At 38.0% G+C, this 16,205-nt stretch carries 18 protein-coding genes and 2 pseudogenes; 11 read left to right on the top strand and 9 right to left on the bottom strand.

Annotated features, from left to right (window positions below; translation table 11 throughout):
* The first annotated feature begins 374 nt into the window (after window positions 1-374).
* From EKM98_RS10935 to EKM98_RS10980, 10 genes are all read left to right on the top strand, one after another.
* A complete protein-coding gene (locus EKM98_RS10935; RefSeq protein ID WP_125982616.1) occupies window positions 375-1,517 on the top strand; it encodes a serine hydrolase domain-containing protein in 1,143 nt (380 codons plus the stop codon).
* A gap of 395 nt (window positions 1,518-1,912) precedes the next feature.
* Entirely contained in the window at window positions 1,913-2,725 is an 813-nt protein-coding gene (locus EKM98_RS10940) for a YveK family protein (RefSeq protein ID WP_125982617.1), read from the top strand.
* Window positions 2,725-3,468 carry a CpsD/CapB family tyrosine-protein kinase gene (locus EKM98_RS10945; RefSeq protein ID WP_125982618.1) on the top strand — a complete coding sequence of 248 codons (744 nt, stop codon included), beginning with the start codon at window positions 2,725-2,727 and terminating at the stop codon, window positions 3,466-3,468. The genes EKM98_RS10940 and EKM98_RS10945 overlap by 1 nt, the downstream gene beginning before the upstream one ends.
* Window positions 3,465-4,235, top strand: a complete 771-nt coding sequence (locus EKM98_RS10950; protein WP_225418573.1) for a tyrosine-protein phosphatase — start codon at window positions 3,465-3,467, stop codon at window positions 4,233-4,235. The genes EKM98_RS10945 and EKM98_RS10950 overlap by 4 nt, the downstream gene beginning before the upstream one ends.
* 20 nt (window positions 4,236-4,255) lie before the next feature.
* Window positions 4,256-4,954, top strand: a complete 699-nt coding sequence (locus tag EKM98_RS10955; RefSeq protein ID WP_191983383.1) for a sugar transferase — start codon at window positions 4,256-4,258, stop codon at window positions 4,952-4,954.
* A gap of 25 nt (window positions 4,955-4,979) precedes the next feature.
* Window positions 4,980-6,128, top strand: a complete 1,149-nt coding sequence (locus tag EKM98_RS10960; RefSeq protein ID WP_125982619.1) for a glycosyltransferase — start codon at window positions 4,980-4,982, stop codon at window positions 6,126-6,128.
* 2 nt (window positions 6,129-6,130) lie between these two features.
* Window positions 6,131-6,577, top strand: a complete 447-nt coding sequence (tagD, locus tag EKM98_RS10965) for a glycerol-3-phosphate cytidylyltransferase (protein ID WP_125982620.1) — start codon at window positions 6,131-6,133, stop codon at window positions 6,575-6,577.
* Complete coding sequence (locus tag EKM98_RS10970) at window positions 6,567-7,337, top strand: CDP-alcohol phosphatidyltransferase family protein (RefSeq protein WP_125982621.1); 771 nt, start codon at window positions 6,567-6,569, stop codon at window positions 7,335-7,337. The genes tagD and EKM98_RS10970 overlap by 11 nt, the downstream gene beginning before the upstream one ends.
* Window positions 7,324-8,346, top strand: a complete 1,023-nt coding sequence (locus EKM98_RS10975; protein WP_125982622.1) for a glycosyltransferase family 2 protein — start codon at window positions 7,324-7,326, stop codon at window positions 8,344-8,346. Before EKM98_RS10970 ends, EKM98_RS10975 begins: the two co-directional genes overlap by 14 nt.
* A gap of 35 nt (window positions 8,347-8,381) precedes the next feature.
* Entirely contained in the window at window positions 8,382-9,476 is a 1,095-nt protein-coding gene (locus EKM98_RS10980) for an EpsG family protein (protein WP_225418574.1), read from the top strand.
* Window positions 9,477-9,638: 162 nt separating this feature from the next.
* Here the strand turns inward: EKM98_RS10980 and EKM98_RS10985 are convergent, their stop codons facing one another.
* From EKM98_RS10985 to EKM98_RS11025, 9 genes and pseudogenes are all read right to left on the bottom strand, one after another.
* Window positions 9,639-9,824 carry a hypothetical protein gene (locus EKM98_RS10985; RefSeq protein WP_056943351.1) on the bottom strand — a complete coding sequence of 62 codons (186 nt, stop codon included), beginning with the start codon at window positions 9,822-9,824 and terminating at the stop codon, window positions 9,639-9,641.
* Entirely contained in the window at window positions 9,821-10,579 is a 759-nt protein-coding gene (istB, locus tag EKM98_RS10990; protein ID WP_003680852.1) for an IS21-like element helper ATPase IstB, read from the bottom strand. Before istB ends, EKM98_RS10985 begins: the two co-directional genes overlap by 4 nt.
* Window positions 10,566-11,267, bottom strand: coding sequence for a Mu transposase domain-containing protein (locus EKM98_RS10995; RefSeq protein ID WP_225418575.1), 702 nt, complete (start codon window positions 11,265-11,267; stop codon window positions 10,566-10,568). Before EKM98_RS10995 ends, istB begins: the two co-directional genes overlap by 14 nt.
* 34 nt (window positions 11,268-11,301) lie before the next feature.
* Window positions 11,302-12,831 (bottom strand): IS66 family transposase, encoded by a 1,530-nt coding sequence (gene tnpC / locus EKM98_RS11000; protein WP_125982624.1) that lies wholly within the window; start codon window positions 12,829-12,831, stop codon window positions 11,302-11,304.
* 64 nt (window positions 12,832-12,895) lie between these two features.
* Window positions 12,896-13,249 (bottom strand): IS66 family insertion sequence element accessory protein TnpB, encoded by a 354-nt coding sequence (gene tnpB, locus EKM98_RS11005; RefSeq protein WP_010011941.1) that lies wholly within the window; start codon window positions 13,247-13,249, stop codon window positions 12,896-12,898.
* Complete coding sequence (locus EKM98_RS12120) at window positions 13,239-13,415, bottom strand: hypothetical protein (protein ID WP_010012905.1); 177 nt, start codon at window positions 13,413-13,415, stop codon at window positions 13,239-13,241. The genes tnpB and EKM98_RS12120 overlap by 11 nt, the downstream gene beginning before the upstream one ends.
* Window positions 13,416-13,750: 335 nt before the next feature.
* Window positions 13,751-14,797 carry a lipopolysaccharide 1,6-galactosyltransferase gene (gene waaB / locus EKM98_RS11015; RefSeq protein ID WP_125982625.1) on the bottom strand — a complete coding sequence of 349 codons (1,047 nt, stop codon included), beginning with the start codon at window positions 14,795-14,797 and terminating at the stop codon, window positions 13,751-13,753.
* Between the two features lie 14 nt (window positions 14,798-14,811).
* Window positions 14,812-15,717: a glycosyltransferase family 2 protein gene (locus tag EKM98_RS11020; protein ID WP_164512709.1), complete on the bottom strand. Its 906-nt coding sequence runs from the start codon at window positions 15,715-15,717 to the stop codon at window positions 14,812-14,814.
* 171 nt (window positions 15,718-15,888) lie between these two features.
* Window positions 15,889-16,059, bottom strand: a pseudogene (locus EKM98_RS11025) (IS256 family transposase); the annotation flags it as partial.
* Here EKM98_RS11025 and EKM98_RS11030 point away from each other — a divergent pair.
* Window positions 16,059-16,205: pseudogene (locus EKM98_RS11030) on the top strand (IS30 family transposase); the annotation flags it as partial. The pseudogenes EKM98_RS11025 and EKM98_RS11030 sit on opposite strands and share 1 nt — an antisense overlap.

A 16,205-nucleotide genomic window follows, 5' to 3' on the forward strand; every position in this document is an offset into this window, starting at 1 on the left:
GTTTGTGGTAAACACCATTTTAAAGGAAGCTGATCTTTTTTGTCCGAACAGCGTTCGGATTAATTTTACAATCTACCTAATTAGTTTTAATATTTTTAAGTTGATATTATAACTTAATGAATTATCTAATAAGAATTGGTTGATATATAGCTGATACGAATAAATGACGATGTTCGGTAAAGAATATTGCTATTATATAGAAGTGAAAAAAGAACTGTAAAAACTTGACCATTTTTGTTGACATCAATTGTTACAACTTTATGACAAGGGTTGAATTCAAGTTGTTGGGTATATACCATATATGTTATAGTATGATAGATAAGGCATATTTTCATGAAAATATTGTGGAGATTGCGGTAATGGTGGAGGTACGCATGAGACATAAAGCAGGACGAATCGTGGCAGTCTTACTGGTTTTGTTGATAATCGTCGGTGGTGGGGCTGTGGCAGCAATTTATCAAAAAAACAGTCTAGCTCACGTTTATTTTCACAAGTTGACTGATAAGACAGAGAAAACAACAACGACAGCGGCCCCTGTGACTGATGAGACCGCAACAAGTTCTACCATTGATGAAACAAAGCTGAAAGCGCAATTGAAACAGCTCCAGTTCGTCGGTAATGTAGCGGTGATTCAAGATGGCAAGTTGATCTACCAACAACCATACGGACAAGATCCACAAAAGAATGTCAAAACAGCGACGACGGAGTATCAGATCGGGGCATTGCAAAATACGCTGACGGCGGCGGCCGTGATGCAGTTAGTCAAAGATGGCAAGTTGGATCTGACCACACCGGTAAGTAAATATTACCTATTAGATAATGCCGATGCTAGCGTCACGGTAGGCAGCCTTTTGGAAATGACTTCTGGCTTGACGTTGGATGTTTTACCGGCCAGTGAGTTAAACAAAGACGTGATCGCATGGAATCTAGCAAACGCCACTGTGACCACAACAGGGCAATATAACTTCCAGACAGTCAATTATGCGTTACTTTCTGGCATCATTGCGCAAGCCTCTGGTGTATCCTACCAGAAATTCATTAAGGACACGCTTTTGCAACCAGCTGGGGTCAAACATACCGGCTTTGTCACCAGCGCCGCGGTACAATCTAAGTTAGCCCCATCATTCACTTATGATAAGGCTAGTGACAGTGCTTCAGCGGTCACGCAAGACACGCTTTTCCAAACGATGAATGATCAGTTAGGTTCAAAACAGCTCTATACCACAGCTAGCGATATGGCACAGTTGACTCATTACATCACCAGTAGTAGTTTTGTCGGTGAAAAGTACATGCATCAAGGGGCCATCGCCAAAGAGGGGACTGCCTATACTGGACGGTTGACTATTGATGGCAGCCGGTTAGTCAGTCGGGCTGACTTTGCTGGTTACCACAATGCGCTAGCCTTTACCGAGGATGGTAAAACGGGTGTCGTATTGCTGAGCAATTATCAAAAAGATGGTAGCTTAAGTGATACGGCGAAAGCCATTTTGAAACTAGTGCAAAAAACGACTAATTAATCGCACAAAAGGCACTATTTACGAACGATTGTCTGGAAATAACGCGACATAATATGTCACATGGTAATTAATATTCGTTTTATTACGTGTTTGTCATGAAACTGTTATGTAAACAAACTATAATGACAGTGAATTAAGCAATAAGTTTAATCAATGATAGTGCTTATTAGAAAATATAAAACAAAAAGAAACTTGTTCGGTAAGTAGCCGAAACAAATCAAAAATTCAAATTTATGCTCTGCATAAATTATCCCGTCATCTATGTATGATCTGGTCATATTTCTTGTGGGACTTTTTAGCCACAGGGATGGTCACCAACTGTAACATCTAAAATTTATTAGTAGATTTAACTAATGGATTCACCTTAAGAGTGTGTAATAGGAGGAGCTTTTTAAATGAACGAAACGAGCCATTCAGAGGCAACCCTGAGTATTGAAGATATTCTGTTGACGTTGCGCAAACATTTAAAGATCATTATCGGATCAACGATCATCGTAACGTTATTGGCGTTCGTCGTGACGTTCTTCGTGATGACACCTAAATACCAATCGACAACACAATTATTGGTTAATCGTAAATTAGATGCAAGTGAACAAACGGCGGCTTTACAACAAACACAGGCTGATGTCCAAATGATTAATACTTATAAGGATATCATCACTAGTCCAACGATCTTAAAGGATGTTGCTAAAAAGGTGGGTAATGGGCAAACGGTTGGTAAGTTAAGCAGCGAAATTTCAATCAGTAGTCAACAGAATTCGCAGGTTTTCTCAGTTAACGTTAAAACGACTGATCCCCAAGAAGCAGCTAAAATCGCTAACATCACGGCACGGACTTTCCGCGACAAGATCAAGTCGATCATGAGTGTTAATAACGTTTCGGTGGTTTCTAAAGCAACAGTCAATGAATCACCAGTTTCACCGCGGTTGCCATTGAATATTGCCATTGGGTTCGTGCTTGGTTTATTAGCCGGAATTGGCTTGGCTTTCTTGAATGAAGCCTTGGATAAGACGGTCAAAGACGAAGCCTTCTTAGCTGAAGCTGGCTTGACCAGCTTAGGGATCGTTTCGGAAATTTCAGACGAAGATATTAAGCAGCGAGCCTTTGATGGACAACAACACGGTCAACACGGACATCATACGCGGGTTGCGGAAACAACCGATGAGTTGCCGCCGCGTAGTGCAGAATTACGACGGAGGGTGAACTAATGGCTTTATTTAAAAAGAAAAAGCAGTTTGATTCGAGCAGTATGAAAAACGGGGTCGGTTTGATCACCGTCACCAAGCCAACCTCATCGATTGCCGAACAGTTTCGGACGATTCGGACTAATATTCAGTTCTCTTCTGCAGATCGGCAACTAAAAACCTTAGTTTTCACCTCTGCTGATCCTTCTGAAGGCAAATCAACAATCAGTTCTAACGTGGCCGTAACTTGGGCGGATCAAGGGAATAAGGTCTTATTGATCGATGGTGATTTACGGCGGCCAACCGTTGCCCGTTCTTTCCGTGTTTCCAATAGCCACGGGCTAACGACAATTTTAACGGCAAAACAGGCGAATTTAAGTGAAAGTATTCATGAGACTGAAGTGCCGAATTTGTACGTTTTACCAAGCGGTCCGGTGCCACCGAATCCGTCTGAATTACTTAACTCCTCGAAAATGGATCAATTACTGAAAGTCTTAAAAGAACAATTCGATATTATTATTCTGGACGTACCACCAGTTAATACGGTCACCGATGCACAAATTCTAGCAAGTAAGGTTGACGGCGTGATCTTGGTGGTTCCCCAAGGTATCGCTCTTAAAGGGGCTGTTTTACGGGCGCGCGACTTACTCAAAAAGGTGAACGCTAACCTGATCGGTGCCGTACTTAACCGCGTGACAGATGCAGCTTCTGGCGGTTACTACGGTGGGTATTATGGTGGGTATTACGGAACGGACGATAAGAAATGATCGATCTACATTGTCATATCTTACCGGGATGTGATGATGGGGCGCATACCATGGCTGATGCTTTAGCAATGGCCCGAGTGGCTGTAGATAACGGTATCAGTCATATTTTGGTAACGCCACACCACATGGACGGCAAATATACCAATCATAAGGCTGACGTGATTCAGCGGACTGCAGAATTTCAAGCAGCGCTGGATGAAGCTAAAATCGATTTAGTTGTCTTCCCGGGGCAAGAAGCGCATATCAATGGTGACTTAATGCAAGCCATTAAAAATGATGACGTGTTGTTCGCTGATGAAACCAATCGTTACTTGATGTTGGAGCTTCCCCACGGTGAAGTACCGGAATACACGAGTCAAATGATTTTTGAACTACAAGCGGCAGGAATTACCCCAGTAATTGTTCATCCAGAGCGGAATCATGGTATTCAAAAAAAGCCCGAGTTGCTCTATGATTTCGTGGCTAGTGGCTGCTTGACGCAAATCACCGCTAGTAGTTACTTAGGCGTTTTTGGTTCCGAGGTTGAAGACTTTACGCAGCGAATCATTGATGCCGGCTTAGGCTTCGTTTTTGCCTCTGATGCACATAACCTAAAGGGCCGTAATTTCCGTATGCAGAAAGCTTTCGCTAAGCTAGAGCAGCATAATGGGGCGGAGATGGTCACTTGGATGCAAGATAATGCTAAAAAGATCATTAATGGTGATGACCTAGAGCCAAGTGAGTACCACCATATTAAAGAAAAAAAGAAGTTTGGGTTGTTTAGATAATAGTTGGGAGGATTTACTGAATGATGATCGATAAGACGGGAGAACACAATATCGAGCCAAGCATCACAGCTCATAAAACTGCGCGCTTAGATCGGGTTGCGCTTGACCATAGATACGCCTATTACAGTATTCAGCGATTGTTTGATATTGTCGCTAGTAGTATTGCTTTGATCCTATTGGCTATCCCATTCTTAATCGTCGCAATTCTGATCAAACGCAACGATCCCCAAGGTCCAGTATTTTATTCGCAAATCCGTTTGGGTAAGCATCAACGGCCATTTAAAATGTATAAATTTCGTTCAATGGTTGTAGATGCTGATAAGAAATTGGCGGACTTGTTGAAGTATAACGAAGTTGATGGCGCAATGTTTAAAATGAAAGAAGATCCGCGGGTAACACGAATTGGGCACTTTATTCGTAAATATAGTATTGATGAATTACCACAGTTGTTCAATGTTCTCAAAGGCGATATGTCGCTAGTTGGACCACGACCACCGTTGAAACGTGAAATTCGTGGTTATAGTGAGTACGCCAAACAACGATTATACGTTAAACCTGGCTGTACTGGTTTATGGCAGGTTACTGGGCGCAATGGTGTTGGTTTTGATGAGATGGTTGAATTAGATTTACAGTACATAGAAAAGAGTAGCTTCTGGTTTGATCTGAAGATTATGTTTATGACTGTTAAGATTATGATTTGGCCGAATAGCGCGTATTAGTGAAATAGCTTTAGGAAAGGCAATCATGACGCTAATGAAATATAATAAGATAAGACTAATGATTATTACTCAATCTGAGCGCGGAGGCCTTAGAAGATATATTACAGATGTTATTGATGGATTAGATAAAAATAAATATGAAATTGCTTTAGTGTATAATTCAGATTATGGTGATCAAAAATTTAAGGATTGGATTCGTAAAAATCAGAATAATCACCAAATTAAATTCTTTGATATAAAAACCTTTGTCAGGGAAATTAGCTTAATTAATGATTTAAAAGCTTATCGATATTTACTTAAATGTATAGACAACTTTAAACCAACTATAGTACATGTTCAATCATCAAAAGCAGGGGTTATTGGGCGTCTCGCTGCAAAAATAAAGCATATAAAACAAATATATTATACACCGCACGCCTATTCTTTTTTATCACCGGAATTCTCCGTAATTAAAAGGCATATATTTATTTTAATTGAAAAAACACTTAGCCGGCACTTCACCACGTTTACCTTTAATGTTTCTCAAACGGAAAAAGAGGCTGCCTTAAAGTATAAAATTGATCAATCTAATAAATTTGTGGTGATTCCAAATGGAATCCCACCACTTAAAAAGAATTATAGATCATATGCGCGAAGTGAAATGGGAGCTGCAACTAAAGAGATAGTTATAGGGAATGTCGCACGATTTTCAAATCAAAAAAACCCACAACTTTTTGTTTCTATTGCGATAGAAGCACTTAAACAAACTAAAGGATTAAAATTTGTATGGATTGGCTCAGGTGAGCTAATGAAAGAAATGCAATCTTTAGTCAAAAATGCTGCTATAGAAAAGTCATTCATCTTTTTAGGAGACCGTAATGATGCAGAATATTTGATGGATGGTTTTGATGTATATTTAGCTACTAGTAACTTTGAAGGGTTTTCGTATTCGTTGTTAGAAGCTGCACGAGCTAAGCTTCCAGTAGTTGCTTCTAAGGTTCCTGGTATTATAGATTTTGCAGGTATCTATCAAAATACTTATCTATTTAATTTACATGATAGTGTAAATAGTATTTATGATCTACTGTGTAAGTCCATAGTTGATTTAAATACTTCAGTGAATACGAAAGTATCATTTTCTTATAGTGATATGCTTGATAAAATCACTGATTATTACGAAAATAAGGAGAATTGAGTATGAAACGTGTTATTACTTATGGAACGTTTGATTTATTGCATTATGGACATATAAATCTTTTGCGTAGAGCAAAGGAATATGGTGATTATTTAATTGTTGCTTTATCAACTGATGAATTTAATAAAGACGCTAAGTCCAAAATAACTTACTTCACGTACGAACAGCGAAAACAATTGTTAGAAGCTATTCGTTATGTTGATTTAGTAATCCCTGAATGTAACTGGAATCAAAAGCCTAAAGATATTAAATTATATAAGGCAGATGTCTTTATAATGGGTGATGATTGGAAAGGGCAATTTGATTATTTACGAGATCAAACTGATGCTGTGGTTATTTATTTACCCAGAACACCTGAAATTTCAACTACCCAAATAAAAAATAACTTAAATAAAAAAAATCTAGTTACTGAACATCAATCGATAGTAGGTCAAAATAATGACAACTAATAATCGATATAGTTTGGCTGACATTATTAATAGTAGATCAAGCAAAAAAAAGTATATTGATAAAATAGATATTTGGGTTTTTACAGTAGTTAGGCCGCTATCTAATTTATTAACGTGGTTATTTCTTAAACTTAGATTATCAGCTAATCAAGCAACGTTTATTTCAACAATAGTTGGTTTACTAGGCGCAGTTATGGTAATCTTTTCTGAATCCTCAATAAGTACTGTTATTGGATTAATAGTACTTAATTTTTGGATTGTTTTTGATTGTATAGATGGAAATATTGCAAGAACGACACACACAAGCAGTAAGTTAGGCATGTATTTAGATGGAATTAGTGGATATTGTTACGTATCGTTGTTATACATTGCGTTAGGTGTGAATGTTTATAAGGATTATAAATTAATTATTTCTGGTGAAAATTATAGCTGGCTTTATATGCTTATTGGATCATTAGCTTCAATGGCGTGTATTTTCCCCAGATTGGTTGAACACAAGGCAGGTACATCATTTCTAAAGTTTAATTCGGGTATAACTGACAAAACTAGCTATAATTGGTTTTATATCTTAGGGTTAAACATAGCTGGGATGGCTGGACTATCTAATCCATTAATGATTGTTTTTTTTATTATGCATAAATTGAATCTGTATTTAATTACATATTTTGTTATTCAAGTAGCTATTGCGATACTATCAATATTTAAGACAATAAGGCGTGCGTATAAAATTAGTTCTGAGGTAGATCATGATGAATCCTAAAGTTTCTTTTATTGTTCCGGTCTATAATGTTCCAGATATTTTTTTAAATACTTGTATTACATCTATTTTAAAACAAACAGAGTCTAGTATTGAGGTTCTATTGATAGATGATGGCTCAACAGATGGTTCTGGGTGTATTTGTGATACTTTTGCAAAAAAGGATAATCGAATTAAAGTGATACACCAACCAAATAAAGGATTATCGGGTGCGCGAAATACTGGCGTTAAGAATGCCAGTGGAGAGTACATTACCTTTGTTGATGGTGACGATTGGGTAGAGGCCGATTTGATTTCGTCACTTTTACCTAAACAACGGGAAGATATTGTAATTGGAAAGATCGTCAAAAACTACCCTAATAAAGAAAAGTATTATCGGTATTCAATGGCAGATGGACAAAAGTTTAATAAAAATGATCAAATTGATTTACAAAAACAAATTTTAAATTTTAATGGAAATATTTCTGCAGTTTATGGGAAACTCATCAATAGAGAATACTTATTTAAAAATAATATTTTTCATAATGAAGATCTTAGTCAAGGGGCTGAAGGTATTGAATTTAATTTTCGTTTATTTCAGTCTATTAGTACTGGTATTTTTATTGATAGATATGTATATCATTATGTGTACAACGCTGAATCAATAACAACTACTCCATCGCAAAAGAATATGATATTAGCTTTACGGTGTTTTGAAAAGATACAAGAAAATATAGAAAGTAATTTAAAATATAGTGAGGCAGTGAGAAAGCTTCTACTACAAAGTCTAAATGATCGAATTCTTTATTTTATCGTAACAACTGCTATGAGTTCTATTTTTAACCCTAAAAATGGGATACCTTATACTGATAAAAAAAATCAATTAATGAAATTCATGAAAAATAAAACAATTAATATGTCATTTAAAAATGGTGACAGAAGTGAAATTGGTATTCAAAGAAAAATAATTTTATTATTAATTAAGTTTCGATTGTTTTCTATTATAAATCTACTTGGAAAAATAAAGAAATAGGATATGGAGGGGATCTTACGGGTATTTACTTTTTTGTGCTAATAATCGGGTTCTTTTTCATTTTTTTTTCCAAGGTTAAAACTACAGATAAAAATGTTACTTCTAGTATATCCGTTAGACCGTTTTTGAGCTTTCTTTTTTTGATACTTTTACTTTATTTAGCGACCTTTCGATCACGGAGTGTTGGTACGGATTACTCTATGTATAATGGCTTTTTCTTTATGACTAATCAACAGCTTAAAGCAATATATATAGAAAATGGGTATTTATTAATATATGGTATAGCCAGATGGGCCAATAATTTTTATATTGTTCCCTTTATTTCATTCTTGTTATTTTTTGTTGGTATATATCGATTTTCTAAAGAGGTTGAACTATCCACTGAGGTTTTATTAGGGTTTTTAGTTTGTAGTTATTTGTATTGTAGTTCGTTTAATACTATAAGACAGATGTCTGCTATTGGCATTGTTTTTTTTGCCTTATCGCTATATATAAGTGATAAGATTTTACCAAAGCATCGTTGGCTAAATATTATGTTATACGTATCTATTGTGTATATTGCTAGTCAGTTTCATGCGAGTGCGTGGGTTGCACTTTTATTACCATTTATAGAATATATTCCAATTAGTAGTACTTTAGTATTTTGGGGAGGAGTACTAACCACTATCGGATTTTTTACAAAATTTATTAATAATGTTATACCACAGTTAGTTATTCTTTTCCCACATTATCTTACAAAGCATAACGGAATTGATAGTGCTTTTTTTGTTGATCAAGGATCTAAGGGAATAGTTGAGTTTTTGCCTATTCTTATTCAGTTTATTTTTCTATTTTTAATATGTTACTACGCACGGAGATTTATTAGAACGAATAAGTTTATTTCATCAGGCTATCTCGTCTATTTATTGTTATTTATAGGTGGTGGTAATGCTTCTATTATAAGAGTGCAAGCATATTTACTACCATTTATAATTTTCTTTTATGGTAAATATTTTCAAGATGGTTCTGGAAGTATTCTTCATCTAAAAAATAGTGTGGTTAAATTTATTATTATATTATTTTTTATTGTTTATTTTATTTTTAGATTACTTAGAAATATCTCTGGTGTAGTGCCCTTTACTTTAGGGTGAACGAATGATGTAGTTGTCAACTATAACAAAGGTGAAGGCGGCATCGTGAATTAACCAAGTGAGCGTAAAAATTGACCACACTCGGCGAAAGAATTGACCAACTTATGCGAAGAAAATTGACCATACGACTAAAAGAACCCACTAAAGTGGGTTCAAACATTGTTATTGCTCTAGGTATTCTTTGATCAATTTAATACCAATATCAACGAGCTCATTCTCACTAATTTGTTCATTGCTTTGAAGCATGGCCATTGTTAACCGATCAACCAATTTATTTTCAAAGCTTTCTTCTATCGAGTTAAGAAAGTAGTAACTAGCGAGCCGATTGCGCACATCTTCTGGAATCATACAGAGTCACCTCGTAATCCATAGCGTTCACGCATTGATTTATCGCCTTGAATTAAAATCGGGTAGGCATCATGGATAATGCGATCAAGGATTGCATCGGCTATTTGTGGATTACCTAGTTTATTATGCCATCCATCTGGCGCAAACTGTGAACAATAAATGGTTGATGATTGATGTAATCGACTTTCTACTAGCTCTAAAACATAGGTAGACTGCTCTAAAGACAACTCCGTTAACAACCATTCGTCAATGATTAAAACATCAACTTTTTTATAGCGAGCTAATATTTTATGAAAATTTCCATTAGCTTCATGCTTAGCTACAGCTAAGTCGTCTAAAAGTTCTGGCAGCCGAACATACTTCACCTTATAAAATTGGCGACATGCTTCTATGCCTAAGGCATTAGCGAGCCAAGTTTTACCATTGCCAGATGCGCCCATCAAAATAATATTATGATGCTCACGAATGTAGTTCCCTGTTGCTAGTTTTTGGATTAGCTTACGATCCAATTTGCGATCTGGCAAATAATCTATTTCGGCTAACGCAGGCTCTATACTCGGAAAATCAGCGCTGTGTAATAGCCGACTAAGCTTATTAGATTGCTGTCTGGCATAAGCACCATCGACAATTAATTCAAACTTATCTTCAAAATCCATTTGTTGGTATTCTGGTTGCTGTTCCTGAACTTCTAAAATCTCAACCATAGCGTTGAGTCGCATTTCTCGTAATTTACGCTTAGTTTCATCTGATGTCATTATCTTTTTCCCCTTCGATTCCAAAATAGGCTGCGCCACGCGTGAAGCCATAAGTGTTTTGTGCACTTGCATTGTGAGGTTGCTCCTGTTGTTGGTTACTGCGTAATAAACGCTCGATTACTGGCACCGTTGGTGCTGAGGCAATTTTTATAATATCTTGGCAAGCCTGCTCAATCGCTTCACTGGAGTACTTACGGCCAAAATTCTTTAAACGAAGGGTTGCTTTCAGTGCTTGCTTTTCCACTTTTGCCGATTTAAGCAAATAACGAACGACTTCCGTTGTTGCTTCACCAATACTTTCGGCCCACTTAATTGCTTCTTTTGGGGTGTAATCAAGATACAACTGGTGGTTCTCTGGTAGATGATCATGATTAGTCGAGAATTGACCCAGCTTGCCATAAAGTCGTTTGTGTGAGGCAATACGACTATCTTTGTAAAAGATCTCAACGAGATCTTTCGTAACTTTAATATCAACTTTATTCTGGATATATTCGTAAGGAACAGAATAAAACATATTCTCCACATTAGTGTGGTAATCTAATTGTACAGTGGCAGTTTTCCAGGTTGCCATTTTATAAGGTACCCGTGGTAGAGGCTGTAATGCGAACTGCTCTTCGCTAATAAAAGCGTCTTTACGGTTACCTTTTTGTAAGCGGTAAATAATCACCCGTTTTAAAAAGACAACCAAACTTCTCGATTTTGAGAAATCTGGTTGTCTTTTGTTAGGCGGCATTTTTAGCTTGATGCTTGTCCGTTGTTTTTTTATTTTGATGCCGAGCACCTGGATAATGCCATGGTAAATAAACCGCTAACTGCGCCGGATCGGCGAAATCTGGTTGTTGCGGCAGTTCTTTTAACAGATAAGTAATGTAAGCTCGTGGATCAATGCCGTTGGCCTTGGCACTTTCAATTAAAGTTAGCCAAATGGCGGTTGATCTGGCTCCGGCTGGACTCGTACTGAAAAGCCAGTTTTTTCGGCCGATCACAAGACGCTTCATATTGCGTTCAGAAGCATTATTGCGCCAGTCCATCATGCCAATATTGATTAACCGATCTAAGGTCGGCCTTTGATCAACGGCGTAAGTGATTGCCTTGCCTAAACGTGATTTAGGTAGTACCTGTGCCGAAGCGATCCATTTCCAGAAGCGCTTAAGTAGCTTGCGAATCTGACTACGTCGTCTACGCCGCCGCACGCGCGGGGAAAAATGCTGCCATTGTCGTTCATGGGCAAACATCTCATCGATCAATGTCAGGGGGACACTTGCTACTGTTTTACCGTTAACTTGGGCGGCATCGTAAAACTTACGCCGCACATGGGCCCAACAACCGACCCGAGTCACACTGTTTGCTAACAAGTTATAGCCGGCATAACCATCGCACTGTAGGATACCAGTGAAGTTCTGGTATAATTTTTGGGCGAAGGTGCCTGAACGTGTCTTGCTATAAGCATATAAAATAATTTGCTGGGGACATTGTTTGACCGTTCGGGCCACCCACATATAGGATTTTGCGGTTGCGGCTTTACCTGATTCACGTAGTACTTGAATTGGGGTCTCGTCACCTTGCAAATAGCGCTGCGCGCTGATTGCTTGCCACAATAGGTCGTAGATTGGCGCAACCATTTGACTTGATTTAATGATCCAGTTAGTCGCCGTGGCTTCTGAAAGTGCGATACCTAGTCGCTTCCAGTTGGGTAATTGCCGATATAACGGCGTACCTAAGATAAACTTTTGACAGATGATCTCGGCAACCACCGAAGCTGAAGCGAGACTATGCGGAATTAAAGCTGCTGGTGTGTGCGCTTGAATTAAATGCGCAATCCCATCTTCTAGTTCACATTCAAGGCACTTATAGGTGCGCGTATAAATACGCTCACGATAGAGTTTAGCCGGAATAAAATGCAGTTCTTCACGGACAAACTTTTTGCCAACGCTGGTTAGCTTATGACCTTGGTCACACTGTTGGCCAGTTAAATCAATCATTGTTTCTTTAACCGCCAAATGGCGGCTTAAGCTTTCTTGCCGGGTTTTTTTACGCTTTTTCTTTGCCGGTACTTGATCTGTGGCGCTGCTTTGTTGGCCAGTTTGCTCTGGCGCGCTAAAAACACCGTCATTACCTTCCAGTAAAGACAGCTGATTAGGGTCCGTTTGTTCTGATTTTTGACCATAAAGTTTTTTCGTCAAGTATGCGACCATCTCGGTCAATTCGGCCACCTGTTTGCGTAACGCCGCAATTTCTTCTTCTGGGGTCATTAGCCCACCTACTCAGTCCGTATTTTATGAATTGAGTTTACCACGTCTCCTTTAGCTTGAATAGTTATTTTTCATGTCCAGGTGGACATGTTTTATGAATAGTGGCGTCTAACGACCAACCGCTGAGTAATCGCCGCAATTGTTTGGCATTCAGTTTGCGTAATGCATTCTGATTAGTCGGCCACTGTAACCGCCCATTTTCAATTCGTTTGTAAAGTAATAAAAAGCCATCACCGTCCCAGTAGAGCGCCTTAAAGCGGTCTTTCCTAGTACCACAGAATAAATAGAGCGCCTGATTATAAGGATCCAATTCAAATTGATCCTGGACAACGCCGGCTAAACCGTCGATGCCGCGGCGAAGATCCGTTTTACCGCACACTAAATAGACTTGGCGAATTTGCCGTTGATCAATGATCATCGGTGAACACCGCCTTTAAAACTGCTTCTAAAATATAGTTATTAATGCGATTGTAGACGATCACTGATTTATTTGTGCCAACCTTAATTTGTAGCGCCTTGGTTGTTGCGCGTAGCTGTGGTTCAGATTGATCCATTTTGATTTGTACAATATCGGGTTTTGCCAATAAAAATCACCTCACCAATTATTTGATGAGGTAATCATAACTTGGATTTAGTTAGTTTGATAGTCGGTCAGTTATTTGGTGCTTACATTTGTTATGCCTTCAAGTACGATATTCAGACAACACACCAGATTAAACGCCGCAACTAATAAAACAACAAAAAAGATCTCCCACACGAGGAGATCTCCAAAGGATAGAAACTATCCTTCAACACCATTTGACAAACTTCCATTCATTTACACAAACTATTTTATACTCTCAAATAATCAACGTATTTGTTGACACCACCACCGTATGACTCACAAACTTCCAACACATGTATCATAGAAATCCCCCATTTATTGAATATCAATTAATATTTGCTTTAAAGTCGCTAAGTATTGTTGCGTATACATTTTGGTAATAGTCATCTGTACTTCTTCTGGGGACAAATATGTCGTTTTCTTCTCAAAAAAGCCAACCAATTTTTCGTGGGCTTGCGTGACATTGCCATGGGTGTACAATGTCCCATTAGCACCATCCTTAATAATGTCTTCCGGCCCAGTTGGGCTATCCGCCGAAAAACACGGTACCCCATAAGACATTGCTTCAGCAAGAATCATCGGCAATCCCTCAAATTTTGAGGTTAAGAAAAGCAAATCAACCTCATCCAGGATATCCCATGGATGTGACTGCCACCCAATCCATGTTATCCGTTCTGCAATACCTGCATCCTTAGCCTGCCGTTTCAGAGTTGCTTCATCGTCGCCAGCCCCAATCACACGTAAATGCCACGGATACGCAGTGGTTGCGCCTAATATAGATATGAGTTCCGTCAGATTTTTTTGACCTTTACTTTGCAGCCGACCAATATAAACAAACTCTTTGGTATAACCGTTAGTTCTCGGTATTAACTTTTCTTGCGGATCAATTGGATTATATACTAAGAAAATACGATGCGGCGAAATCCCTAAGCCCTGAAGTTGGTGTTGGATACCCGAGCTGATCGCCAGATGATAGTCACACAATTTAAAGAGCTTCAAAATACTTGGAAAACGTGTCTCTAATATTGAAAAATGATTCCAAGAGACCAGTTTAAATTTTCTTCTAAAGATTTTTCGAGCCATCCACGCTGCTAATATCTGAACTTTACTCATCGAAATAACGATATTCGGTTGTGTTTTTAAAATAAATACTAATGTATCCCAGAAACGAGTAAAACTATTTGTCTTACTATGTAACGTTACTCGATCAGCAAATGCCTGCAACCACCTTTGGTCTGAACACCCTCCTGGCAAGAATAGTGAAAAATTAAAAGACTTATCACTAGCCGTTAAAACTTTAGCAAGTACCGTCTCCATTCCACCCTTTCCAGATAAATGTGGAAATATCATCAAAACTTTCATAACAGCCTCCTAAATCAGGGTAAGTACTTTCTATTTTTTCCGGTTACACCCTTAATACCGTCACGGTAGCCATCTTTTAGTTGGTTGAAGAGATATTTACTATATTTCCAATGATCTTTTTTCAGAATCATTCCGCACAACCGACGCAGAATAAACGCACAATTAGACGGAATCAACCATGCCCTATTAGAACTATGCTTTTTCTCCATTTGTAGCCGATTTCGAATACCATAATATTCCTTCCAGGTAGGAGAGAACCTCTGCCCCACATTGACATTATTATAATGATAAACTGTAGCGTCAGAAATATTTAATATACGCGTTTGTTTTGCCACTCGCAACGAATACTCTGTGTCATCATTCCAAATGAAATAGTTTTTCTCTGGAAAACCAATTGTCTTAATTAAATCGTGGGCTAGCAAAACACCTACAAAAGTGAAGCTATCTAACCAAAAATTTTTGGCGTATCGTGACTGGTCAATTGGTTTTTCTCTTAAAGTTGCGGTGTTTAATAGTTTTCTACGATGGACATCTTGAATTGTCTCGTTAGGAGATCTAACCGTTCCTGTGAAGCATTTCACTTCCGGCTTTTGCTTACTAGCAACTAATAATTTTTCAAAATAATGAGTTTCAAATATCGCATCATCATCCGAAAGTGACACCCAGTCCGTCCCCAGATCATATGCCCTTTTTAACCCCAAATAGAATCCCATTGAACCACCAACATTTTCTGATGTTCTGACGTAAACAATCTCTTTTCTGCTAGCAAACGTCGTCATTAATTCATCGGTGCCATCTGTCGAATGGTTATCTACTACGATGACATAAGTCGGTGCATAGGTCTGCGTTAACACACTATTAATCGCCTTTTTTAAGAGATCCTTTCGATTAAAAGTCACAATTACACTCGCATACGACAACTTCTTACCTCCATTTCCAATTTAGCAAGCCAAATAACTATTCGCCCAGTACGTAATCTCACACTTTGTCTTCACGACTAACCTAATAATTATAATACTAATGAAAAAATTTGGTAGCGTCAAGAATCTTGTGTAAATGAAATGCCTTCGTACATATAATATGTATCTAACTTAAATAAATGATGCTTCCAAGGTGTCCTGGAGTCCTTTGAACCCTCGGTGGATCCGCTTCAGAGACTTCTCGTTATAAACATTAAACTGAGAAACCAGAAAGCGATCCAGTGAATCTTCCGTTGGAAATTGTTCTTTGTGGTGGGTGGTGCGCTTGAGATGCTTATTAAAGATCCAAATATAATCAATCTTTGGGGCGATCAATTGAACAGCGTCCCATGATGATTAATCAACGTAATTGCATCGGCGATTTTGAACTAGATACAGTCGTTGGTCCTCGTGGGCATAGTAAGGCAGTTTTATTAACTTTAATCGAT

The organism is Loigolactobacillus iwatensis (genome assembly GCF_003950295.1).
GTDB classification, from domain to species: Bacteria; Bacillota; Bacilli; order Lactobacillales; family Lactobacillaceae; genus Loigolactobacillus; species Loigolactobacillus iwatensis.